At 61.5% G+C, this 21,562-nt stretch carries 6 protein-coding genes; 5 read left to right on the top strand and 1 reads right to left on the bottom strand.

Annotated elements, in window-relative coordinates; all coding sequences use genetic code 11:
• The first annotated feature begins 490 nt into the window (after positions 1 to 490).
• The 5 genes from OKA05_RS15150 to OKA05_RS15130 all read left to right on the top strand — a co-directional run bounded on the left by OKA05_RS15150 (position 491) and on the right by OKA05_RS15130 (position 16,555).
• Entirely contained in the window at positions 491 to 9,445 is an 8,955-nt protein-coding gene (locus tag OKA05_RS15150; RefSeq protein ID WP_264488009.1) for a tandem-95 repeat protein, read from the top strand.
• Positions 9,446 to 10,022: 577 nt separating this feature from the next.
• Positions 10,023 to 12,383, top strand: a complete 2,361-nt coding sequence (locus OKA05_RS15145; RefSeq protein ID WP_264488008.1) for an arylsulfatase — start codon at positions 10,023 to 10,025, stop codon at positions 12,381 to 12,383.
• An 80-nt stretch (positions 12,384 to 12,463) separates the two neighbouring features.
• A complete protein-coding gene (locus tag OKA05_RS15140) occupies positions 12,464 to 13,453 on the top strand; it encodes an HAD family hydrolase (protein ID WP_264488007.1) in 990 nt (329 codons plus the stop codon).
• 47 nt (positions 13,454 to 13,500) lie between these two features.
• Complete coding sequence (locus OKA05_RS15135) at positions 13,501 to 15,012, top strand: DUF1254 domain-containing protein (RefSeq protein WP_264488006.1); 1,512 nt, start codon at positions 13,501 to 13,503, stop codon at positions 15,010 to 15,012.
• Between the two features lie 22 nt (positions 15,013 to 15,034).
• Positions 15,035 to 16,555 carry a DUF1254 domain-containing protein gene (locus OKA05_RS15130; protein WP_264488005.1) on the top strand — a complete coding sequence of 507 codons (1,521 nt, stop codon included), beginning with the start codon at positions 15,035 to 15,037 and terminating at the stop codon, positions 16,553 to 16,555.
• A gap of 252 nt (positions 16,556 to 16,807) precedes the next feature.
• Here the strand turns inward: OKA05_RS15130 and OKA05_RS15125 are convergent, their stop codons facing one another.
• A complete protein-coding gene (locus OKA05_RS15125) occupies positions 16,808 to 21,298 on the bottom strand; it encodes a discoidin domain-containing protein (protein WP_264488004.1) in 4,491 nt (1,496 codons plus the stop codon).
• Between the last annotated feature and the right edge of the window lie 264 nt (positions 21,299 to 21,562).

Raw genomic sequence — 21,562 nt, 5'->3', positions numbered from 1 at the left:
CGCCGCGCGGAGCAATCCGCACGGCGTTTGAGTTCCAATGTGCCGACGGGTCGGAACTCTTCAAATCGACCCACAGTCGCCGGTAAAACTACTCGTCGCGTTTGGCCTGCATCGCAGCGTTTTATCTGCGTGGCAGTAAGATTATCCATCGCTATCCCATCATCGTCCATTGCGAATGATGTGCGATATGTGATTGCATCAACGACTCCCCGGAAGCTCGGAGATCAGCTCAGGAAAACTCCTGCTCCATGCCTTCAAAGGGAAGGTGGCTCAAGGAGCCATGAGCGAGATCGGATTCGTCATCAAAACCCCATCCTCCGGTCACACGCGGGTCGGAAGACAGGGCGATCAAAACCCAATGTTCACATCATTCTCCATGAAAAATCCGGAATGCAGAACTCCTATCACCCGGCCACACGCCGACTCGCCGATCATCCAACCGGGAGCGGATTTTGGCAGCAGATCCAGCCTTGCCCGACAGCTTCCGGCGTTGGCCAAATCGATCTTCCACTGGGCGGGCTTGGTCGGCGTCCTGGCTTGTGGCGGAATGGCGGTGAACGCCGCGCCGATGCCGGATGACGTGAAACTTGTCGTGACGGTTGAGGGTCAGGCCCAGACTCTCCATCTCCACAGACGCTCTGTCCGTAGCTCCGATTTCAAACTTCTGACCTGGGATTCCGCCAACGGCTATGTGGAGATGACCACGGACCCTGAGGTCCGGTCCTTCCGCGGAACCATCGAGGGAAACTCGAACGCAATCGTGCTCGCTGGAATCGATTCGCACAACAACTTGTATGCCTATTGTTATGACTTGGAATATTCCCAGAATCTGAGGTGGACCGTGTCAGTCGATGTCAGCTCGCAACTGGTCACTCCGCTGAGTCCAGCGACAATGCCGTCCCAGACAATCGCCGCACCGCGCGCCGGTAGCACCGGGCCCCCGCTCTTGGGGCCGAAAGTTCCAACCGGCACCTCGCATCCCGTCGGAACTCCCGCGGTCGCGGTCAACTATGGCGATATCGTCGAGTATGATCTCGGGGCGGACCTGCTGGTTGTCGCCTACAATGGCGCGGGTCAGCATGTCGAAGACACCCTGCTTGCCTTCGAGCGCAATGCCATGATCTACGAGCAGATGCTGCTGCGAAGTTGCCTGACCCGTCTGAATGTTACCACGGTGGTGGTCCGCAAGGATAGCTTTCCGGGAGGTTCGACACTCTCCGCATGGAATCAGCAACCGTTGTTGACGCCCTCCCGCTGGGATTGCTTGTGGGTCTCGGAGGGGAACAGTTCCAACAGCGTAATGGGCCATGGCGTGGGGGTCGGGTATGGTGTCCTCTACCACGAAAACACCCACAATTGGAACGCCTCCCACTTGGGGTATCAGGGGGATACCCAAGGGGGCAACTGGCCCTCCATCGGCCCCATCACCTCCCAGAGGATGCTTGGCTCTCGGAAAAACTACATCGATGCGGGATGGTTTCCGAAGGCCCTGGATTATCTCGATCCGCTCCATCCCTACACTCATGTGGACGCCGCCCGTGTCACGATGGACACGCCGCAGGATATCGACGTGCTGGCCAATGACTGGGATTCGAATGGCGATACTCTGATCGTTTCCGATTGGACGCCTACCACCCGGCAGGGCGGCACCGTAACCCGGAACACGGATGGAAGCCTGCGCTATGTGCCTGCCAGCGGCTTTGTCGGAAAGGACATGATCGCCTACTCGGCGGAGGACAGCTCCACCATGCATCTGAAGACGAAGGAACTCGTCCACATCGAGGTGGTGAATAACGATCTGATGGCCGAGTATAAGTTCGACGAGGACCACGGCATCTTCGCCAAAAACAACGTTACCGGCGCCCATGCCACCACGGATGCCAGCATTCTCAACGGGAATTTCGCAAATGACTCAGTCCCGGCCCCGCTGGGGCGGGGCGTCTTTTCTCCGGGAACCGTGTCGACGGAATCCGGCAATGATGAGTCCGGCTATGGCGGTATCCGGGTGGGGACCGGCAAGGTGACGCCCACCGATCTGACGCTGGATACCGGCACTCCGTTCGAAAGTTCGATCAACAAGAACGGCTGCGGCTTCGACATCCTGGATGGGAACTACACCTTCGAGACTTGGTATCGCTGTGATGACTATGCTCTCGGGAACGCGACCATCGCTTCCAAATCCTGGGGTGGTGAGCAGAACTACGGCTGGAACATGTATGTCTATCCGTCAGGCGGTGGCTACCGTTTGAGGACTTATTGGCATCCTTTCAATGCGTCCGCTCCGAAGAAGAATCTCGATTCTTCGGTTCGGGACTTTATCCCCGGCCGCTGGTACCATGTCGCGAGCGTGTTTGACCGGACCTTGAATGAAGTCCGGATTTACCTCGACGGTGTCCGGGTCGCCACCCAGAGCAACGCCTTCTCACCCGGGGATGTCATCTTCGACGGCCGCCGCGCCCTCACATTGGGCGGAGGCCAGAAGGACCGGCACTGCTTGAGCAACACGCGGATTTATTCGCGGGCGCTGTCCGACTCTGATATCCAGGCACGCTACGTGATCCCCGGGAACCCGCCGAGATTCCTGGAGTCCTCGATCGCCTTCACGGTCCATACGGACCTCGGGATCAAAAGATCGCTGTGGTCCTCGATTTGGACCGGAACGGGAGGTGCTCCGGCATTTTCAAAGGTCAGCGGACCGGCCTGGTTGAGCGTCGATGCGAATGGCGAACTGACCGGCACTCCCGGGACGTCTGACCTCGGATCCACCATCGCGGTGATCCAGATGAGCAACAGCCACGGATCCTCCGACCTCATAGTGAATCTCACGGTGGTATCCTCCCAATTGCGAGCGCGCTGGCATTTCGACGAAGGCAGCGGCACGACGGCCGCGGATTCTTCCGGCAATGGCAAGACCGCCGCTCTCAGCGGAGCCACTTGGAAGGTGCCAAGCCGGGAAGGCGCTTCCTCCCTCGGCGTCGTGGGCGGCTCCGGCCAATATGTGCAGGCACCCTTCCTCAGCACTACCGGTGGCTTCACCATCGCGGCGTGGATCAACCCGGCCACGCGCTCGGGCAAGGACACGATCATTTCGCAGAAGGGCAGCTACGCGTTCAAGCTTGTCGGAAATACTCTGGAACTGGGGATCCCTTCGGCCGTCAACCAAAACTCGGGAAACTTGGGCATCAACTCCAACCAATGGAGGCATGTGGTCGTGACCTATCAGCCGAACGACCCCGAAGGCATCAAGTTCTACATCGATGGAGCACTGCGGGTGACACGGCCGGCGGGAACCTTCAATCAGAGCACTCATCCCACGCTGATTGGAAAATCGTCCGACTGGGTCAATGACGACTTCGACGGCGGACTCGATGACATCCGCGTGTATGGCTCGATCCTGAGCAAAGAGGAAATCCTGACAATGGCAGGTTCCTACCCGACTTACACCGCGCCGGTCATTCCCACCACGCTGACCCGTTCGCCCGCTGTGGCCGACGTGGCCTACCACGATACGCTCGCGGGCTCCGCCACCGATGTAGATCCCAGCACCACGTTCACCTTCACTAAGGTCAGTGGGCCGGCATGGCTCACGGTTGCCGCGGATGGGACCCTGAGTGGCACTCCCGCTTCATCGGATGTTGGCACGAATTCGTTCACGGTTCGCGTCAATGATCCTACGGGTTTGAGCGATGCCACCGTGCTTACTATCCCGGTCAATCAATACCTCGCGGCGCATTGGAAGGTAGATGAGGGAACCGGCACGACCTCGATCGATTCGTCGGGAACCGAGCATGATCTCACGCTGGAGAACACCGCCGCCTGGGGAGCTTCCCGTGTGGGTTCCTCCAGCCTTTTCCTGAGTGGATCAACCACTACCGTACCTTATGCGAGAGCTGCGGCGGTGAATACCAGTTTGGGTGTCACCCTGAGTCTGTGGATTTACCCCACCAGTCTCAGCGGCCAGCGCACCCTCATCACCCAGACGGGCAGCTACAGCTTCAGGACCAACGGCACCGGGCTTCTGTTCGGGATATCGGGGATCAACAGTGATACCGGGAGCGGGGTGCTGGTGGCCAACCAATGGCAGCACGTTGCCGTTTCCTTCAAGCCCAACACCGCGGGTGGTGTGAGATTCTACGTCAACGGCATTCTGAAGACCACAGGTAACACTACGCTGAGCATTCCCCAGAACAGTTCATCGACGTTGATTGGTGTCACTTCCGGGACCACGACCAGTTTGTGGGCTGGCCGCATGGATGATCTCCGGATCCACAGCGCGCCGATGACCGACGGCGAGGTACTGGCTCTCTACAATTCCTATCCGGGCTACACCGCGCCATCCTTCACCAATGACCCGGCCTCAGGCGTGACCTGGGGGGCGGACGGCCCCTATGTGGGCACCTTGGCGGGCAGCGCCACGGACCCGGATGCTGGCACGACTCTGAGTTACAGCAAGGTGAGCGGGCCCGCGTGGATGACGGTGGCTGCCGATGGCACGTTGGGCGGCACGCCGACCGGGGCCAACGTCGGGGTGAACTCCTTCACCGTGCAAGTAACCGACAACACCGGCCAGACCGACACGGCAGTGCTGAACATTTCGATCATCGGCAATGCAGCGCCCGTCTTCACCTCCAATCCGGTCAACGGGAACGGTGCCACCGAGGACAGCGGTTACTCAGCATCCCTCTCCAGCCATGCGACCGATGCGAATGGCGATGCACGCACCTTTTCCAAGGTCTCCGGTCCGGCGTGGCTGAACGTCGCCTCGAACGGCGCGCTTTCTGGAACTCCGTCCAATGAAGACGTTGGCGCGAACGCATTCGCCGTAAAGGTCACCGATGTGTGGGGGACCTTCGGAACGGCCACGCTCAATATCGCGGTGGCCAATGCCAACGACGCTCCCGTTTTCACGGCCGATCCGATCCTCAAGGCGGACGCCCTTTGCCTGGTTGCCTACAGTGACAGCCTCAATGGTGAGGCTACGGACATGGATGTAGGGGACACGCTGATGTATTCGAAGGTCAGCGGTCCGGCATGGTTGAGCGTCGCTTCCGACGGCACCCTGTCAGGAACCCCTGCGGACAGCGATTCCGGACTCAACAGCTTCGTGGTGCGGGTGACCGACAGCGATAGTGCGACAACGACGGCTGCGCTACAAATCAAGGTAACGGGTATCGCCTGGTCGAACAGGGCGGGCGGTTCGTGGCCCACCGCAGGTAACTGGAATGGCGAAATCGTCGCGAGCGGGGCGAACAAAATCGCGAATTTCGCGACGCTGGACCTGACTGCGGATACCACCGTTTCCCTCAACGGCGCCCGTACGATCGGCCATCTGACTTTCGGCGATACCACGCCATCCCACAACTGGATCGTCAACACCGGCAGCGGCGGTCCGCTCACGCTCGACGTTGCCAGCGGCAGGCCGCTGATCAAGGTCCTCAACCAAACAGCGACCCTCAGCGCGGCCATGGCAGGCAATGACGGCTTGACCAAAGCGGGACCAGGGACGCTGGTTCTCTCCAGCGCCAATACTTATACCGGCGGCACGACGATCTCCGAAGGCATTCTTGCGATTGGCAATGTCGGGGCGCTGGGGAACAGCGGCGTGACTCTCGGCAATGGGAGTACTCTGCGTGTGAACTACATCTCCGGGTCGCCGACGCTGGCCAACACCCTGACGGTGGCGGCGGACGACAGCGCCATTGTCGATGTCGTCGGCAGCGGCGTGCCGAACAACACACTGACGCTCGGCACCGGCGCGATCACGCTGGACGGCACGCTGCGCGTCACGCGCTCCGCCGGAAGCAATGGCGCGACCAATTTTTCCCGGGCACTGACAGGGTCCGGAACTCTTGAAGTGGGAAATACCCAAGCCGGTGCGGTTCCGATTTCCACTTCCGGTCTTCAAGGTCGCTGCACTTTTGCCAGCCCGACGGCGTATGCCGGATTCACCGGGAACATCCATGTTTTGAATGGCGGAAACCTGTTTCTCTCTCCTGGCACTCTCACCGGTCAGGACGTGAACATTGACTCCGGTGGTTACCTCAGCCTTGTGGATGGGCTCACTACTGTGATCGACAACTTGACCGGCAATGGCTCGATCACCAAGAACGCGGGCGGCACGGCAATTCTGGACGTTGCCAGCGGGAATTTCTCCGGCGTCATCGCGCAGAACCTGATTGGGGGTACCGGCGGCGTGTCGCTGGTCAAATCCGGCGTCGGCACGCTCACCCTGAGCGGCGCGAATACCTACACCACCACCACCACGGTCCGCGGCGGCATTTTGATCATCACCGGTTCACTGGCACCGACGGTCACCACCGTAGAAACCGGCACGCTCGCAGGAACCGGCACGCTCGGCGGCGCGGTGACGGTGCAGGGCGGTGGCACGATCGCCCCGGGCGTGGACGGCATCGGCACGCTCACGTTGGCCAGCAAGGCCCTCACCCTGTCCGGCACAACCGTGATGGAAGTCACCCAGAATGCCTCAGTCGTTTCGAACGACAAGATCGCGGGCATCACCAGCATGACCTATGGCGGGCACCTGACGGTGAGCCAACTGGATACGGAGGCGCTTTCCGCGGGCAGTTCGTTCGTCCTGTTCTCCGCCACCAGCTACTCCGGCAACTTCAGCACCTTCACCCTGCCGACGCTGGATGAGGGGCTCGTATGGGACACGACCGGCCTTCTGGCGAATGGCACGATTGCGGTCAATCGCGTGCCGGTTGCGGGAAACGACACCTTCGCAATTCTGGAAGACGAGTCCACATTGTTGAGCGTTCTTGATAACGATACCGATTTCGACTCGACTTTCCTTGAGATTGAATCGGTGACCCAAGGGGAGCATGGGGTGGTGACCATTGAGGAGCACCAGATCCGTTACACGCCCGAAACGAATTGGTTCGGGATGGACGAATTCACTTACACGCTCACCGACACGCGCGGCGGGACCGCAGTGGCGACGGTGACAGTCACCGTTGCTCCGGACAACGATGATCCCGTCTTCGGGCCACTGGCGGAGGACAGCGCTGCGGAAGACTCCGCGTTCAGCGGTTCGGTGGCTGGGGATGCCAGCGACATTGACTCGCCGGGTGTGCTGACCTTCAGCAAGGTCTCCGGTCCGGCCTGGCTGAGCGTTGCCTCGGATGGCACCCTCAGCGGCATCCCGCTGAATGGGGATGTGGGGGCGAACCACTTTGTGCTCCGCGTGCGGGACACGACGACCGGCGAAGCCGAAGCACCCCTGACCGTCAACGTGTCCAACACCAACGACGCGCCGACCTTCGCCGCCGATCCCTTCACGAAATTGGAAAGCATCTGCTACGTCGCCTATAGTGGCAGCATCGCGGGAGACGCCGGCGATGTGGATGAGGATGACACGTTCACCTTCTCCAGAGTCAGCGGACCGTCGTGGCTGAGTGTGGCCTCCAATGGCGCGCTCTCGGGCACGCCGATGGACAGCGATTGCGGACTCAACAGCTTTGTCATGCGGGTGACGGATGCTTCCAACGCCTCCACGACCGCTACCCTGCAGATCATGGTCACCGGCATCGCCTGGTCGAATCCGGCGGGTGGTTCTTGGACCACTACCGGCAACTGGAATGGGGGTGTCATTGCCAGCGGTGCCGACAAGATCGCGAACTTCGCCACGCTGGACTTGGCGGCTAACGCCACTGTAACGCTCGATGGCGCGCGCACGGTCGGCCATTTGACCTTCGGCGATACCACGGCGTCACACGATTGGATCCTCAACACCGGCAGTGCAGGCCCACTCACGCTCGACGTCACCACCGGCAGCCCATTGATCACCGTCCTAAACCAGACCGCCACCCTTGGTGCCGTCCTGGCGGGGAACGATGGTCTGATCAAGACGGGTCCGGGCACTTTGGTCCTCGGCGCGGCCAATACCTACACCGGCGGCACCACGATCACAGACGGCACCTTGGCCATCGCCCACATCGGCGCTTTGGGATCCGGCAATACGCTGGCCGTGCCCTCCGGCAGCACCGGCACACTCGACCTGATACTCAATGGCAACCTGACGCTCAACACGGGGACAATCAATGTGGGGGGCACCCTGCGAACCGTTCGCTCCAGTGGCTCGGCAGGGTCCACGGTCATCAACGGCGGGCTTAGCGGGGCAGGTATCCTGCAGATCGACACCAGTCCCGGGCCCGTTACCACCAGTCCCTTCCACCGCACCAGCTTCGGCACCAGCACCACTGCCTTCGACAACTTCACCGGCAGTATCGAAGTTCTCGGCGGTGGGAACCTCGGGCTGTTCAACGGCACGTTGACGAGTGCCAACAGCAACAATGTCACCATCGCCTCCGGGGGCTATGTCACCCTCCTGACAAACACCACCACCTACGTGGGTGCGCTGAATGGAAACGGGACGATCACCAAGAATGCGGCAGCCACCAATGCGACGCTTAGCATTGCCAGCGGAAACTTTTCCGGCGTCATCTCTCAAACCGCCCTGGCCGCGGCCGGCGCGGTAATCGTGACCAAAGCCGGCACGGGCACTCTGACCCTCAGCGGAGCGAACACCTATACCGGAGCCACCACCGTCAGCGGCGGCACCTTGGTCCTGACGGGCTCGCTCGCCAACACCACCACCACTGTGCAAAGCGGCGGCACGCTGGGCGGCACCGGCATACTTGGCGGAGCAGTCACGGTACAGAGCGGCGGCACCCTGGCCCCGGGAGTGGATGACACCGGCACCCTCACGCTGTCGAGCAAGTCACTCGCCTTGTCCGGCACTTCCTCGATGGAAATCGGCCGCACCGGCAGCACGCTCTCGAACGACAAGATCAGCGGCATCACCACCGTCACTTATGGCGGCACGCTGCAGGTCTCCAACGTCGGTGGGGACGCGCTGCAGGCGGGCGATTCGTTCCAACTCTTCAGCGCTACCACCCGCAGCGGCAGCTTCACCACGGTTTCCCTCCCGACTCTTGGCGAGGGCCTCCTCTGGAACACCAGCAACTTGGCGACCTCCGGCACCATCTCGGTGGCAGCCACGGGTGCGCTTGTTGTAGATCCCTACCTCGTATGGGCCGGTGCCCACGGCCTCGACGGTTCCAGCGACGATCCCGACCACGATGGCACGGGCAACTTGCTCGAGTTCTACCTCGACAGCAATCCAATGGCCGTGGACGGCTCTATTCTCCCGCTCACGACCGTAAATGCCACGCACGTGGTGCTCAGCTTCAAGCGCCGCGACGACGCCGAGGCCCACGCGGGCACCGAGTTGGTCCAGTGGGGGTCGGATCTCACCGGTTGGAGTGATGTCATTCTCGATGCTTCCAGCTCCGTGCCCGATGCCGACGGCATCGTCGTCGAGGTGACCGAAAATGGCGCTGCGCCGGATGAAATCACGGTGTCCATCCCGCGTGCCTTGGCGGCCGGTGGAAAGCTGTTCGCCCGACTCAAGGTTAACGAGTGATTTCCGGAATAACCAGCCTGCTGACCGGCGGCTTAAGTTTCCTCCGGTGCAGTGGCTGCACGCTTGTTGCCCCTCCCCCACTCCAGTGGAATCCATTTAGTCTTCAACTTCGCTTAAGAGAATTTCTTCGCTCCGTTGAACGAAGGTGCAATGGCGGACGCGACCCCTTCAGCCCATCGTAGATACTTGCCTCTCCGGCGAACCACGATCTTTAACAACAATCAGAAAACCTGCACATGCCCCGCTTTGGTTCGGGCGAGGATCTCTAACAGCCTCGACTTAGAAGCCTACGATTTTCCGCCAAGTCCTTCCTCGCCGCGGTCAGGTTCCTAGAGGGGCTGCATTGCAGCCTCTGCGACGATGCCGGGCACCAATGGGCTGGATCTCAAGATCCAACTCGCTTCCTGCCGCATCCGCTTTTTGCCGCTGATTCTCCTTACCGCCCATGACAACGCGGAGACCAGAAACCCCGCCAGGCCGACTCCACCGCCTCGTGTAGCCCTACCCTGTTCCACGTCATCTAGCAGGCGCTCCACTCACCCCCACAGCCTGACTCCCCTCTATCAACCCAACCATTATGGACACCACCATCATTTCAAGATCCGTGGCGATCGCCTTGGGAGCGGTCTTTTCTCCCGCGTCGGTTGCGCAGGAAATACTGCCCTTCCCGCCCACGCCCACGGCTTCCACCGCGGGTCTCTCCATGCAGGACTCGATCTATAAAAAGCGGATCGCCCCTGCCCGGCTACCCAAGGACGCTCCCAACATCCTCATCATCCTGATGGATGACGCAGGCCCAGGCCTGCCATCTACCTATGGCGGCGAGGTCCAGACCCCGACCCTTGATCGCGTGCACAAGGCGGGCATCTCCTTCAATCGCTTCCACTCCACCGCGATGTGCTCGCCGACGCGCGGTTCGCTGTTGACCGGACGCAATCACACGCGCATCGGGAACGGCCAGATCTGTGAACTCTCCAACGACTGGGATGGGTTCTCAGGCACCATTCCCAAGTCCTCGGCGACCGGCGCGGAAGTGCTGAAGGCCTACGGTTACAAGACCGGTGCCTGGGGCAAGTGGCACAATACCCCTGCGGAGCAAACCACCGCGGCTGGGCCATTCGATTACTGGCCTACGGGGTACGGCTTTGAATACTTTTATGGATTCCTCGCGGGTGAGGCATCGCAGTACGAGCCGAATCTGGTACGTAACACCACCATCGTTCATCCGACCAAGACCCCCGAGGATGGCTACCATCTCTCCGAGGACATCGCTGAAGATGCGATCAACTGGTTGCGCGAACAGCAGGCGTTTGCGCCGGACAAGCCGTTCTTCATGTATTGGGCACCCGGCGCCGCGCATGGCCCGCACCACATCATGAAGGAGTGGGTGGACAAGTACAAGGGCAAGTTTGACGACGGCTGGGACAAATATCGCGAGCGCACCTTCGCGCGGCAAAAGGCACTGGGCTGGATCCCGGAGAATACCGAACTCACCCCCCGTGCCCCAACGATGGCGGCTTGGGATGACATCCCGGAGAACGAGAAGCCCTTTCAACGCCGGCTCATGGAAGTCTTCGCAGGCTTCGCGGCGCATGCCGACTACAACGCTGGCCGCGTCATCGATGAGATCGAGAAGCAGGGCAAACTGGAGAACACTTTGATCTTCTACATCTGGGGTGACAACGGTTCCTCCGCCGAAGGCCAGAATGGCAGCCTCTCCGAGCTTCTCGCTCAGAATGGCATCCCAACCAAGATCGAGCAGCACATCAAGGCCATGGTTGATCTCGGGGGCCTCGACGTCCTGGGCTCACCGAAAGCCGATAACATGTACCATGCCGGCTGGGCCTGGGCGGGTAGCACACCCTATAGATCCACCAAACTCGTGGGTGCCCACTTCGGAGGCATCCGGCAGCCGATGGCAGTTTCCTGGCCAAAGCACATCAAGCACGACGACACGCCCCGCGCGCAGTTCCACCACGTCAACGACATCGTTCCGACGATCTATGACGTGCTCAAGATCACCCCGCCCCAGGTGGTGAACGGCGTCCCGCAAGGACCGATCGACGGAATCAGCATGACCTACACCTTCGCCGATCCGAAGGCAAAGGGTCACAAGCCCACCCAGTTCTTCGACATCATGGGGAGCCGCGGGATCTATCACGAAGGCTGGTTCGCCTGCACCTTCGGCCCTCGCACGCCCTGGCTGCCGGGACGTCCCGATATCAGCAAGTGGGACCCGGAGAAAGACACCTGGGAACTCTACAACTTGGACGAGGATTGGAGCCAAGCCAACGACCTCGCCGCCAGGATGCCGGACAAGCTGTCCGCCATGAAGTCGCTATTCCTCGCCGAATCCGCGAAGAACCTGAACCTGCCCATCGGCGGCGGTCTGTGGACAATGGTACATCCCGAGGACGGTCCCGCCACCCCCTACAGCGACTGGACCTTTACTGGTCCTGTCTCGCGGATGCCGGAATTCGCCGCACCGAAGATCGGCAAGTTCAACAACGTCGTGACCCTCGAAGTCGATGTCCCGGCGGACGCGAACGGCGTGCTCTACGCCCTCGGCGCATTCTCCGGAGGCCTCACCTGTTACGTGAAGGACGGGATCCTCAGCTACGAGTACAACCTCTTCGAAATCGAGCGCACCCAGATCAAGGCGAAGGAAAAGTTGGCCGCCGGCAAGGCCAAGATCGAAGTGGAAACGAAGCTTGCCTCCCCACATCCCGGTGCGGCGGCGGAAATCATCCTGAAGGTGAACGGCAAGGAAGTGGCGACCGGGAAAGTGCCGACGACCGCCCCGCTCGCCTTCACCGCGAACGACTGCCTCGACCTCGGTAGCGACCTCGGCTCGCCCGTCTCGCTCGACTACTTCGACAAGGCGCCCTTCCCCTTCAACGGCAAGCTCGGCAAGAGCACGATCCATTACGTGAAGTGACAAGGTGAGGATTCGCTCGCGGGTCGCCTCGTCCGAAGCGGCCCGCAGCCTCGGCAGCAAACGCAAATCCAGAGAAACGCATGAAAACCATCCGCAGCAGGTTTGCCTTGCTGGCGACTGCCATCGCCGGGCTTGCCGGGGCGCAAGCTCAGGATCCGCTACCCTCGTGGAACGATACCGCGCCCAAGCATGCCATCGTCGCTTTCGTCGGGAAAGTGACAAAGGAAGGTTCGGCCGATTTCGTCCCACCCGCCGAGCGCATCGCCACCTTTGATAACGATGGCACGCTTTGGTGTGAGAAGCCGCTGCCCGTTCAAATATTCTTCATCCTCGACCGGGTGAGAGCGCTCGCGCCGCAACATCCCGAATGGAAGGACAGGGAACCCTTCGCCTCGTTGCTCAAGGGCGATTTGCAGGGTTCGCTTTCGGGTGGCGAACCCGCTTTGCTCGAAATGCTTGCGGCCACCCATGCCGGCATGACCACGGAGGAGTTCGAGAAAATCGTGAAGGATTGGATCGCTACCGCCAAGCATCCCGCGACCAAGCGGCTTTTCACCGGGATGGTCTATCAGCCAATGCTCGAACTGCTCGCCTACCTGCGTGCGAACGGATTCAAGACCTTCATCGTTTCCGGCGGTGGCGTGGAGTTCATGCGCGCTTTTGCGGAAAAGACCTATGGCATTCCGCCTGAGCAGGTCGTCGGCAGCAGCGGCAAGCTTCAGTTCGAGATGAAGGATGGCAAGCCGGCGTTGATCAAGCTACCCGCGCTTAATTTCAACGACGACAAGGAAGGCAAGCCGATAGGCATCCAGACTTACATCGGCCGTCGCCCCATCGCCGCCTTTGGCAACTCCGACGGCGACCTGCAAATGCTCCAATGGACGGGGGCCGGTAGCGGTCCCCGCTTCGCTCTCTACGTCCACCACACCGACGCTGTGCGTGAATTTGCCTACGACCGCCACGACCCCGACCAGAAGCTCGACAAGGGCCTCGACGAAGCCGCCGCGAAAGGCTGGACCGTCGTGAACATGAAGGACGACTGGAAGAACATCTTCCCGGCAGCACCGTAACTCCCAAGCCTCGATCACGAGCACTATTCCAAGAAAAATTCCTTTTCATGAAGACCACCACTCTATTCCTCGCGCTCACCTTGGGACCATCGTCCGTGTGGGCACAGAAAACGCCGGGCTACAACCACAAGATCCCCGAGCAGATCATGACGCCCGATACCGTGGAAACGCGGATCGGAACGCTCAAGTTCTTCGATGGCCTTCCCAGCAAGGACACCACTCGTAGAGTCTATGACAACCTGGATTTCATGCGGGGCGTGGAGGCCTTCCTGAACTTCGTCCCGGCGGCTTCGATTGAGGGGATACGCCGGGGCATGGTGGAACAGGGTGCGACGAAGCCGAACCAGTGCTTGATGTTCGAGGAGCTGCTCGACTCGAGCCCGTTACTTCTCACCGGCAATACCGACACGGTATACGCGTCGGTGATCCTCGATCTGGAGAAAGACGGCCCGACGGTCGTCGAGATCCCGCCAGGATGCGGACCAGGCACGGTGAATGACGCCTACTTCCGCTTCGTGGTGGACATGGGCGCACCGGGCCCCGACCGGGGAAAAGGCGGCAAGTACCTGATCCTTCCTCCGGGATACAAGGGCGAAGTCCCAAGCGGCTACCACGAGGCCCGCTCGCCTTCCTACGTGAACTGGCTGATCCTGCGGGGCTTCCTGGTCGATGGCAAACCCGATGCTGCAGCCAGGAACTTCAGGGAGGGACTGAAGGTCTACCCACTTTCCCAGGCCGGCAGCCCGCCAGCCATGGAGTTCATCAACGGGTCACGAAAGGCTTTCAATACCGTCCACGCGAATAACTTCGAGTTTTATGAGGAGCTGGCTCATGTGATCGCCAGGGAGCCCATTGAATTCATCGACCCTGAGTTGCGGGGCCTGGCCAGCAGCATCGGCATCCGCAAGGACAAGCCCTTCAAGCCGGACGCCCGCATGAAGACAATCCTGACCGAAGCCGTGGCGGTGGGCAATGCGACGGCGCGGGCGCTCATTTTTGAAACCCGCGACCGGGAAGCCTACTACTATGAGAATAGTCGGTGGAAGGCGGCATTCGTCGGCGGCGACTATCAATGGTTGAGCGAAGGTGGAGTGGGCGGGCGGAATCTCGATGCTCGCACCCTGTTCTTCTATCAGGCCACCGTGAACACCCCGGCAATGGTACTGAAGATCCCGGGAGTCGGTTCGCAGTACGCCTACACCGAGCAGGACACGGAGGGAAGCTACCTGGACGGAAGCAAGCACTACCGGCTGAACATCCCTGCCAACGTGCCCGCGAAGGACTTCTGGTCCGTCGTTCTCTACGACCCACAGACGCGCTCGGAACTCCAGACGTCCCAGACCTTCCCGAGCAAGAACAACAAGCGGGACCAACTGGTCGCTAACGCCGATGGTTCCGTGGAGCTTAACTTCGGTCCCACAGCTCCGGCGGGGAAGGAATCGAACTGGATCCAGACCGTGCCGCACAAGGGCTGGTACACCATCCTTCGCCTCTACGGCCCTCTCGAACCTTGGTTCGAAAAGACCTGGCGCCCCGGCGAGATCGAACCGGTGAAATAGGCAGACACTCGAAGAAACGACCATGAAAACCAATCGCATCCGAAACCTCGTTGCCGGGCTCGTTACAACCGCGCTTGCGGCCCCTCTCCTTCCAGCGGAGACCGCGCCGAAACTAAAAATGACCACGGAGATCCCACCCGAGATCACCACGCCGGACAGCGTGGAGACCAGCATCGGGACTCTCCATCTTTCCGACGGCTTCCCGGACGACGCCACCACGCAAAAGGTCTACGACAACCTCGATTTCCAACGCGGTGTCCAGGCTTTCCTGAACGCCATGCCAGGCGCGGCGGTTACCGCGTTTCGTCCCGCGCTACGGGAGCACGGTGGCATGGACGGCGGCGTGATCATTTTCGAGGAGATGATGAACTCCAAGGCGCTATGGCTGACCGCGAATACCACGGTGGTCTACTACATGAGCTGGCTCGACACCAAGAATGGCCCCATCGTGATGGAGACCCCTCCGAATACCCTGGGTCTCGTGGACGACCACTGGTTCCGCTACGTCTGCGATTTCGGAAATGCCGGCCCGGACAAGGGCAAGGGCGGCAAATTCCTGTTCCTCCCGCCCGGCTACAAGGGCGACGTCCCGGAAGGTTACTTCGTGATGCGTCCGAACACGTTCGGTCTCTGGATGGCAGGACGGGGCTTTCTGATCAACGGAGATCCAAAGCCCGCCGTGGCCAGCATCAAGAAGCACCTGAAGATCTATCCGCTCTCGCAGGCGGCCAATCCGCCGGCGTCGAAATTCACCAACATGTCCGGCGTCCCGAATAACACCGTGCATGCGAATAACTTCCACTTCTACGAGGAGGTGAACGAGATCGTCCAAGAGGAACCTGCCGAGGCTCTCGATCCTGAAACCCTGGGCTTGCTGGCATCCATCGGAATCGAGAAAGGCAAGCCTTTCGCACCCGACGAGCGGATGAAAAGGATTCTGACCGATGCCGTCGCGGTCGGGAATGTGACGGCGCGTGCCCTTACATTCCGTCCGCGCATGAAGGAGGCTTACTACTATCCCAATAGTGCATGGTTCTCGAACATGCCCGGCGGCAGCTACGACTTCCTTTCCCAACCCGGGGTGCGACACCTCGATGCCCGAGTGCTGATGCATTACTACGCCACCGGAATCACTCCTGCCATGGCGATGAAGATGGTCGGCATCGGATCCCAGTACGCCGCTGCGACCACTGACTCAGAGGGCAAGGGGCTCGAGGGTAGCAAGACCTACAAGATCCACCTGCCGCCTAACATCCCCATGAAGGATTTCTGGTCATTCACCGTGTATGACAATCAGACCCGCTCGATGCTGCAAACCGACCAGCCGTTTCCGAGTGTCAATAGCACAGACAAGGGGGTCGTGACCAACCCCGATGGGTCAGTCGATGTCTGGTTCGGCCCCAGCGCCCCGGCCGGGCATGAATCCAACTGGGTGCAAACTGTCCCCGGCAAGGGCTGGAACGTCCTCTTCCGGCTCTATGGCCCGCTGGAGCCGTGGTTCGACAAGACCTGGAAGCCGGGTGAGTTCGAAAGGGTTGAATGAGTGGAGAGCGACTGCAAGCTCTCATCTGGCCTGCCACGCATGGGTCCACTTTGAGATAGAGCCCGCCCGCAAACTGAAAACTCAACCTCAAGCACCACCGATCCATGAACTCATTCCCGATTCATATTTCGTCAGCTGCAAGGAACGCTTTGTTCGTTCAAGCCTTTGATCGAAGGTCCAAAGCTGCTACATGCCGAAGCGCTGCATTAACCAGTTGATCGATGCGCGCCGCCTGCGGCTCACATGGCGCCCTCAGTACAACTTGCGACCGTAGACGAGGAAGTTGCGGAGGTGGAAGCGGCCCGGCGGCTTTGAGGTGCCCGATGGGGCCTGGCGTTCGAGGCGGACGTAGCGGGCGCGGGGCTTGCCGGAGAGGTCGACCCGCATCACCGCCTCGGCGGTGGTGCGGGTGGCGGCCTCGGTCCACGTCTTGCCGTCCGTAGAGACCAACACCTTGAAGGGCGCGGCCCACTGGAACTCGTCTTTGTCCTGCGCGTACTCATAGCGGTTCACCGCGACGATCGCGGTGATCTCCGCCTCGCCGGCGAGCATCACTTGCGCCCACGGCTTTTCTTCCGCGTTGGTGTCAAACCATCCGGGAGCGCTGCCATCCAGCACTGCCCCATACGATAGCGGGCGGTCATGTTTGGAGGAGCTGCTGGTTTGAAGGAGTCCGTCCTTCGACAGCAGGCTACCGGAAAGCGGCAGTTTCGGCGCGGCCTTGGCTTGGGCGGCAGTGAGATGGACGTAGCCGGGCTCGAGCGGTGGCAGGAAGCGGTCGGCCATCTCGGTCCAGAGTCGCCATGAGGAGAGGTCGCCGGCGGTGGAGGCAGCGCGGATCCCGGCGGTGATCTGCTGGCGCATTCGGTCGGCCCCCAGGCTGCCGCCGCTCGCGGCAAAGAATGAGCCGACCGATTTGGCAAAAGCGGCAGCCATTTCCGGCTTGGCAGCGAAGCGGGTGCGCCCCCAGTTGAGGACATCGCCGAAGACCCGGCTGGTCGCCGGGTTCTCGGAGAAATGAATGCCTAGCAGCTCTTCCAGGAAGGCGGACTCAAGCGCGGGGTCGCCCAGCGAGGCGGCCTGGGTGTTGAGTACACGAGCCAGGTTGTAGCCCATGAACTTCGGTGCCTTGGCCTGGGTAATCTGACGATGGCATTCAAGCAGCAACGCCAGGCGCTCGGCGGGCGTCAGCGTCGGCGCGACTTTCCCGTAGCATCGGTTGACCAAGGCCCAAGCGGCTTCGTGATAGGGCGCATAGGCGCGGGCAATCTGGGCGATCAATTTCTGCCAGGTGCCTTTCGGCAAGTCGCTGGCGTTTTCGAAGGCCTTGATCGTCTCGAGCAGCAGCGGGTAGTGGAGCGGCTGGGCGGTGATCGCCTGCAGGTAGCCGCCAGACCAATCGGCATTCCACGTGGCCGGGCCGGACCAATTCACCGCGAGCGACTTTTTGCCAATCCCCTGACCATACTCGAGCCGCACCGGATGGACGCCAGCCCGCAGTTTCAGTTCTACCAGTGGCTGGTTGCCCGCGACGGTCTGGGAGCCGACGGTCAGGCGCGAAACGCCATCGCTTTTGACTTGGACCATGAAGGGTCCGTCGCCGGACAGCTCCACCTCGCCCTCCCAGAGGACGCCGAAATTCACCGGGTTCACCGGCAGCACGGCAGAGAGATTGAAACTGTCCGCGGTGCCGGAATTCACCGGTTGGAGCTTCGCCATTTTATCGATCTTGCCGCCGGGTAAATCGAAGACGGAGTACTTCAAGCCGGGCATCACACGGACCAGCGGTTGGCGGCGATCGAGATAAACGTGCGCTGCCCACGCCAGGCGGGATGAGCGCAAGTATGCCGGCTTGTCGCCGTGCACCACTTCGTAGAGCCGGTGCATGGTCGGGAAGCCGGTCCCTTCATAGACCGAGGCGACGTTGGTTTCAGGTCCGGAGACGTCGTTGCCTGTCGGCCATTCCTCGCCGACGCGAACGACATAGGCGCAGTGGGCTGGCTGGCCGACCGTGGTCGACATCACACCATGGGCCTTGGCCACCCCGGCACCGAAGCCCGAAAGCGTGCCACATACGCCGCCCACGGTGCGGTGGATGGGAAACGGACGGTCACCGGTGCCGGTGCCTTCGCGGTGGGTCCACGGGTCGATGAAGCCCCAGCCCTGCACCGAGTAGCCATAGACATTCGGGTCGATGTAGGCGATGCGCCAGCACGCCCCGAGGTAGTCGCGCAGCCGGGCCTGCATGGTATCCACCATGAAGCGGTAGTCGCGGGCGGTGCCGGCCAGCGGGATCGCCCAGCGCATCTCGCGGGTGTCGAGGCTCTCGAACGACACGTGGAGCAGTCCTTCGCGATGCGTTCGCAGGATATCCCTATAGCGATCCAACAAACGATACCGGTTCATTCCATCCGCCTCCAGGGCCATCGCGGTGGCGAGGGTGCGGTGGAGCAACGGGGCGAGGTCGCCGCAGTTGCGATGAAGGAAGCGCAAGTTTTCAAGCGCCTGCGGCCACTTGGCGTCATCGTTGGCGAGGAACGATTCCAACCACGCGACGTCGCCGGTGAAGGCTTGGAGAAACTCGGCGCCGCCGGAACGGGCGGCGATTTGATCGACGGTTTCCGGTCCGCAGCGGCGGATCAATTCGTGACGGGCCAGATCAAGGCGAATCGTGTCGCTGGCAAGCGCACGGTCGAGCTCGTTGCGATGCGGTTCGAAGGCGGCAGTGAGCTTGTCCCGCAGTTCGCGACGGACTTTGAAGTGGTCGGTGGTGACGGCCGCTGCGGGCTCGGTCAGCCATGGTTCGACCGAGAAGCGCCCCGAACTGTTGGTCTGGCCGGCGGCGGCCTCGATTTCGGCGATGAGGATGTACCGGCGGTCCGGATTCCAGGAGGCGAAGTCCAGAATCGCTTCAACGCGGGCTTTCCCCGGCCCGAGGTCGGCGTCCGGCTTGGCCTCGGCCAGCACCGTGTCGCCCTCGAGCAAGGCGAGCCGCTTGACCTTGACGATAGATGCCCCGGCCGCGTGGGTCAGCGCCACCTTATAGCTGCCCGGGTGGGCGAAGAAGTAGCCGGTGTCGGCCATCTTCCACGTATTGGTGCCGGCCTTCACTTGCCCGGGCTTCCAGCCGTAGGTCAGGTACGGCGTTTCGCTGCGGCCATACATCCCGATGTAGCCGCGCGCACCGACACCCCAGAAGGTGTCCGGGTCGAAGTCCGCGATCTCCTGCTGGATCCGGAAGCGCTCGTCCTCACGGCCCTTCCAGCTTTTGTAGATGCGGAACTTCGCCACCATCATGCGCTGGATGTTCTCATGGCTGAGCACCTTGTTGCGCGGGTCGGCCAGCTCCTTGTCCACGCGGGCGAGGGCTTCCCGATAGTCAGCATCGGTCAGCGCGCGCTTGCCGCGCTGTGTATCGAGTGCCTCGTTCCATGTCGGCTTTACCCACGGCACGGCCCCTTTGGGATCGGAGGAGAAGCCGAGCCAACGCACGGCCCCACTGATGTCCTGCGGGTCGGCCGCGCGGATCTGGTCATGGACCGGCTTGTAGCAATGGCCGTTGCCGGTCCAGTTGCCCGCCCCGAGGACCTCAAGCGACTTGCGCAACAGTTCCGCTTGCTCCGGTCCCTTGGCATTGGCTGCCTTGGCAAGCCATTCGTCGCGAGCGATGCGGGTTTCGCGCAGCTTCTTGATCTGGGCGGCGAGTGTCGCCGGCAGCAGATCGCCGCGCGGGGTGTCTAGCGCGGCGATCCCGCGGCCTTCAGAATCGACCAGAGCCACGCGTGGGCAGCGGTTGCCGTCCCACCAAGTGAAAGCGGCATTACGGGTTGCCAACGTTTCGGCCGCCGCGACACGAGTGAGCGAAGCGGCCAGCCGGGCATCGTCGAGCACCGCGGCACGCAGGCAGGCCGGGATGTGATTGTTCCACTGCGAGCGGCCGACGAGCGAGATCTTCAGGGTAGCGCCAGGCCTTACCGGCTGGGCGAGCGCCAGCATCATCGTGCGTGCCTGGCGCGTTTGTCCGCCGCCATTCCACGCTTTCTTAGGCTGGTCCACGATGCCATCGACCAGCAATCCGCCAGCCGCCGCACCTTCCGGCGAGTTGCTCCACGCAGATGTCGTGGCCAGCGCCTTGTCACCATTGACAACGATCACTTCTGTGAGCGCGAAATTCCCATTGGAAGCGCGGCCGGCACCGCCATTCGGCAGCGAGGGGTCGGGCAAAAAATCGAGCCGCAGGATCTGTCCGCCGCTGCCGGCACGCAGGTTCAGCACCAATGTATCGCGCGCCGGATTATGCTCACCCTTTGGGTCGTCGAGCAGCCACGTGCCGTCGGCGCGCTTCTTGAAGTTGGCTCCACCCTCGGCGCGCACCGAAGCGACCTCGTTGGCCGGCAGCGCCGCGCCCGGGCCGGTGGCAGCACGGAACCGTGCCATGCCGGCCGGGTCATCAGTCGACCCCAGTGCCGGCGCTCCCGGGGTCTCCGGCCGGTCCACGGTGACCAGCACGAAGCCATCGCCCAACTGCGATTCGAATTCGGTGGTCTGCCAGACCTTTCGATACAGCGTTTCTCCCAGCCGGTTCCAATCGCTTCCACGTTGGAGAACCACGATGTCGCTGCCGGTCGGCTTGGCCAGTTCGAGCGCTTCGGTGAAATCCCGGGCACGGGTGACAGGAGCGGCTTGGGCAGTACAAGGGACCAACGCGGCTAAGGAGAGCCATAAGGCGGTGTAAAAGGTCATCGGGCGTGGGGTTGCAGCGATAGGGTGGCGTGGAGCCGGGTTCAAAAGTGAGGCTCGTCAACTGGCTCGCTTTTGCGTCAAAGGGAATTTCTGGTGAGATATGCACCGGGAGGAATGGCTACCTCTTCTCCGCATCCACTGGATCGGCGAAGGGCAGATTCGGACGCAGGTCTGGCGACTCAGCGCCGGCATGCGCGCCAAGGGCCAAGAAGTCCCAGCCCAGAGGCGCAATTCCATGGTAGTAGCCAGCCATGGGACGGCCCC

Origin of the sequence: Luteolibacter arcticus (assembly GCF_025950235.1) — a bacterium.
Taxonomy (GTDB): domain Bacteria; phylum Verrucomicrobiota; class Verrucomicrobiia; order Verrucomicrobiales; family Akkermansiaceae; genus Haloferula; species Haloferula arctica.
The sequence above is the reverse complement of the archived record's forward strand: the minus strand, read 5'-3'. Positions and strand labels throughout refer to the sequence as shown.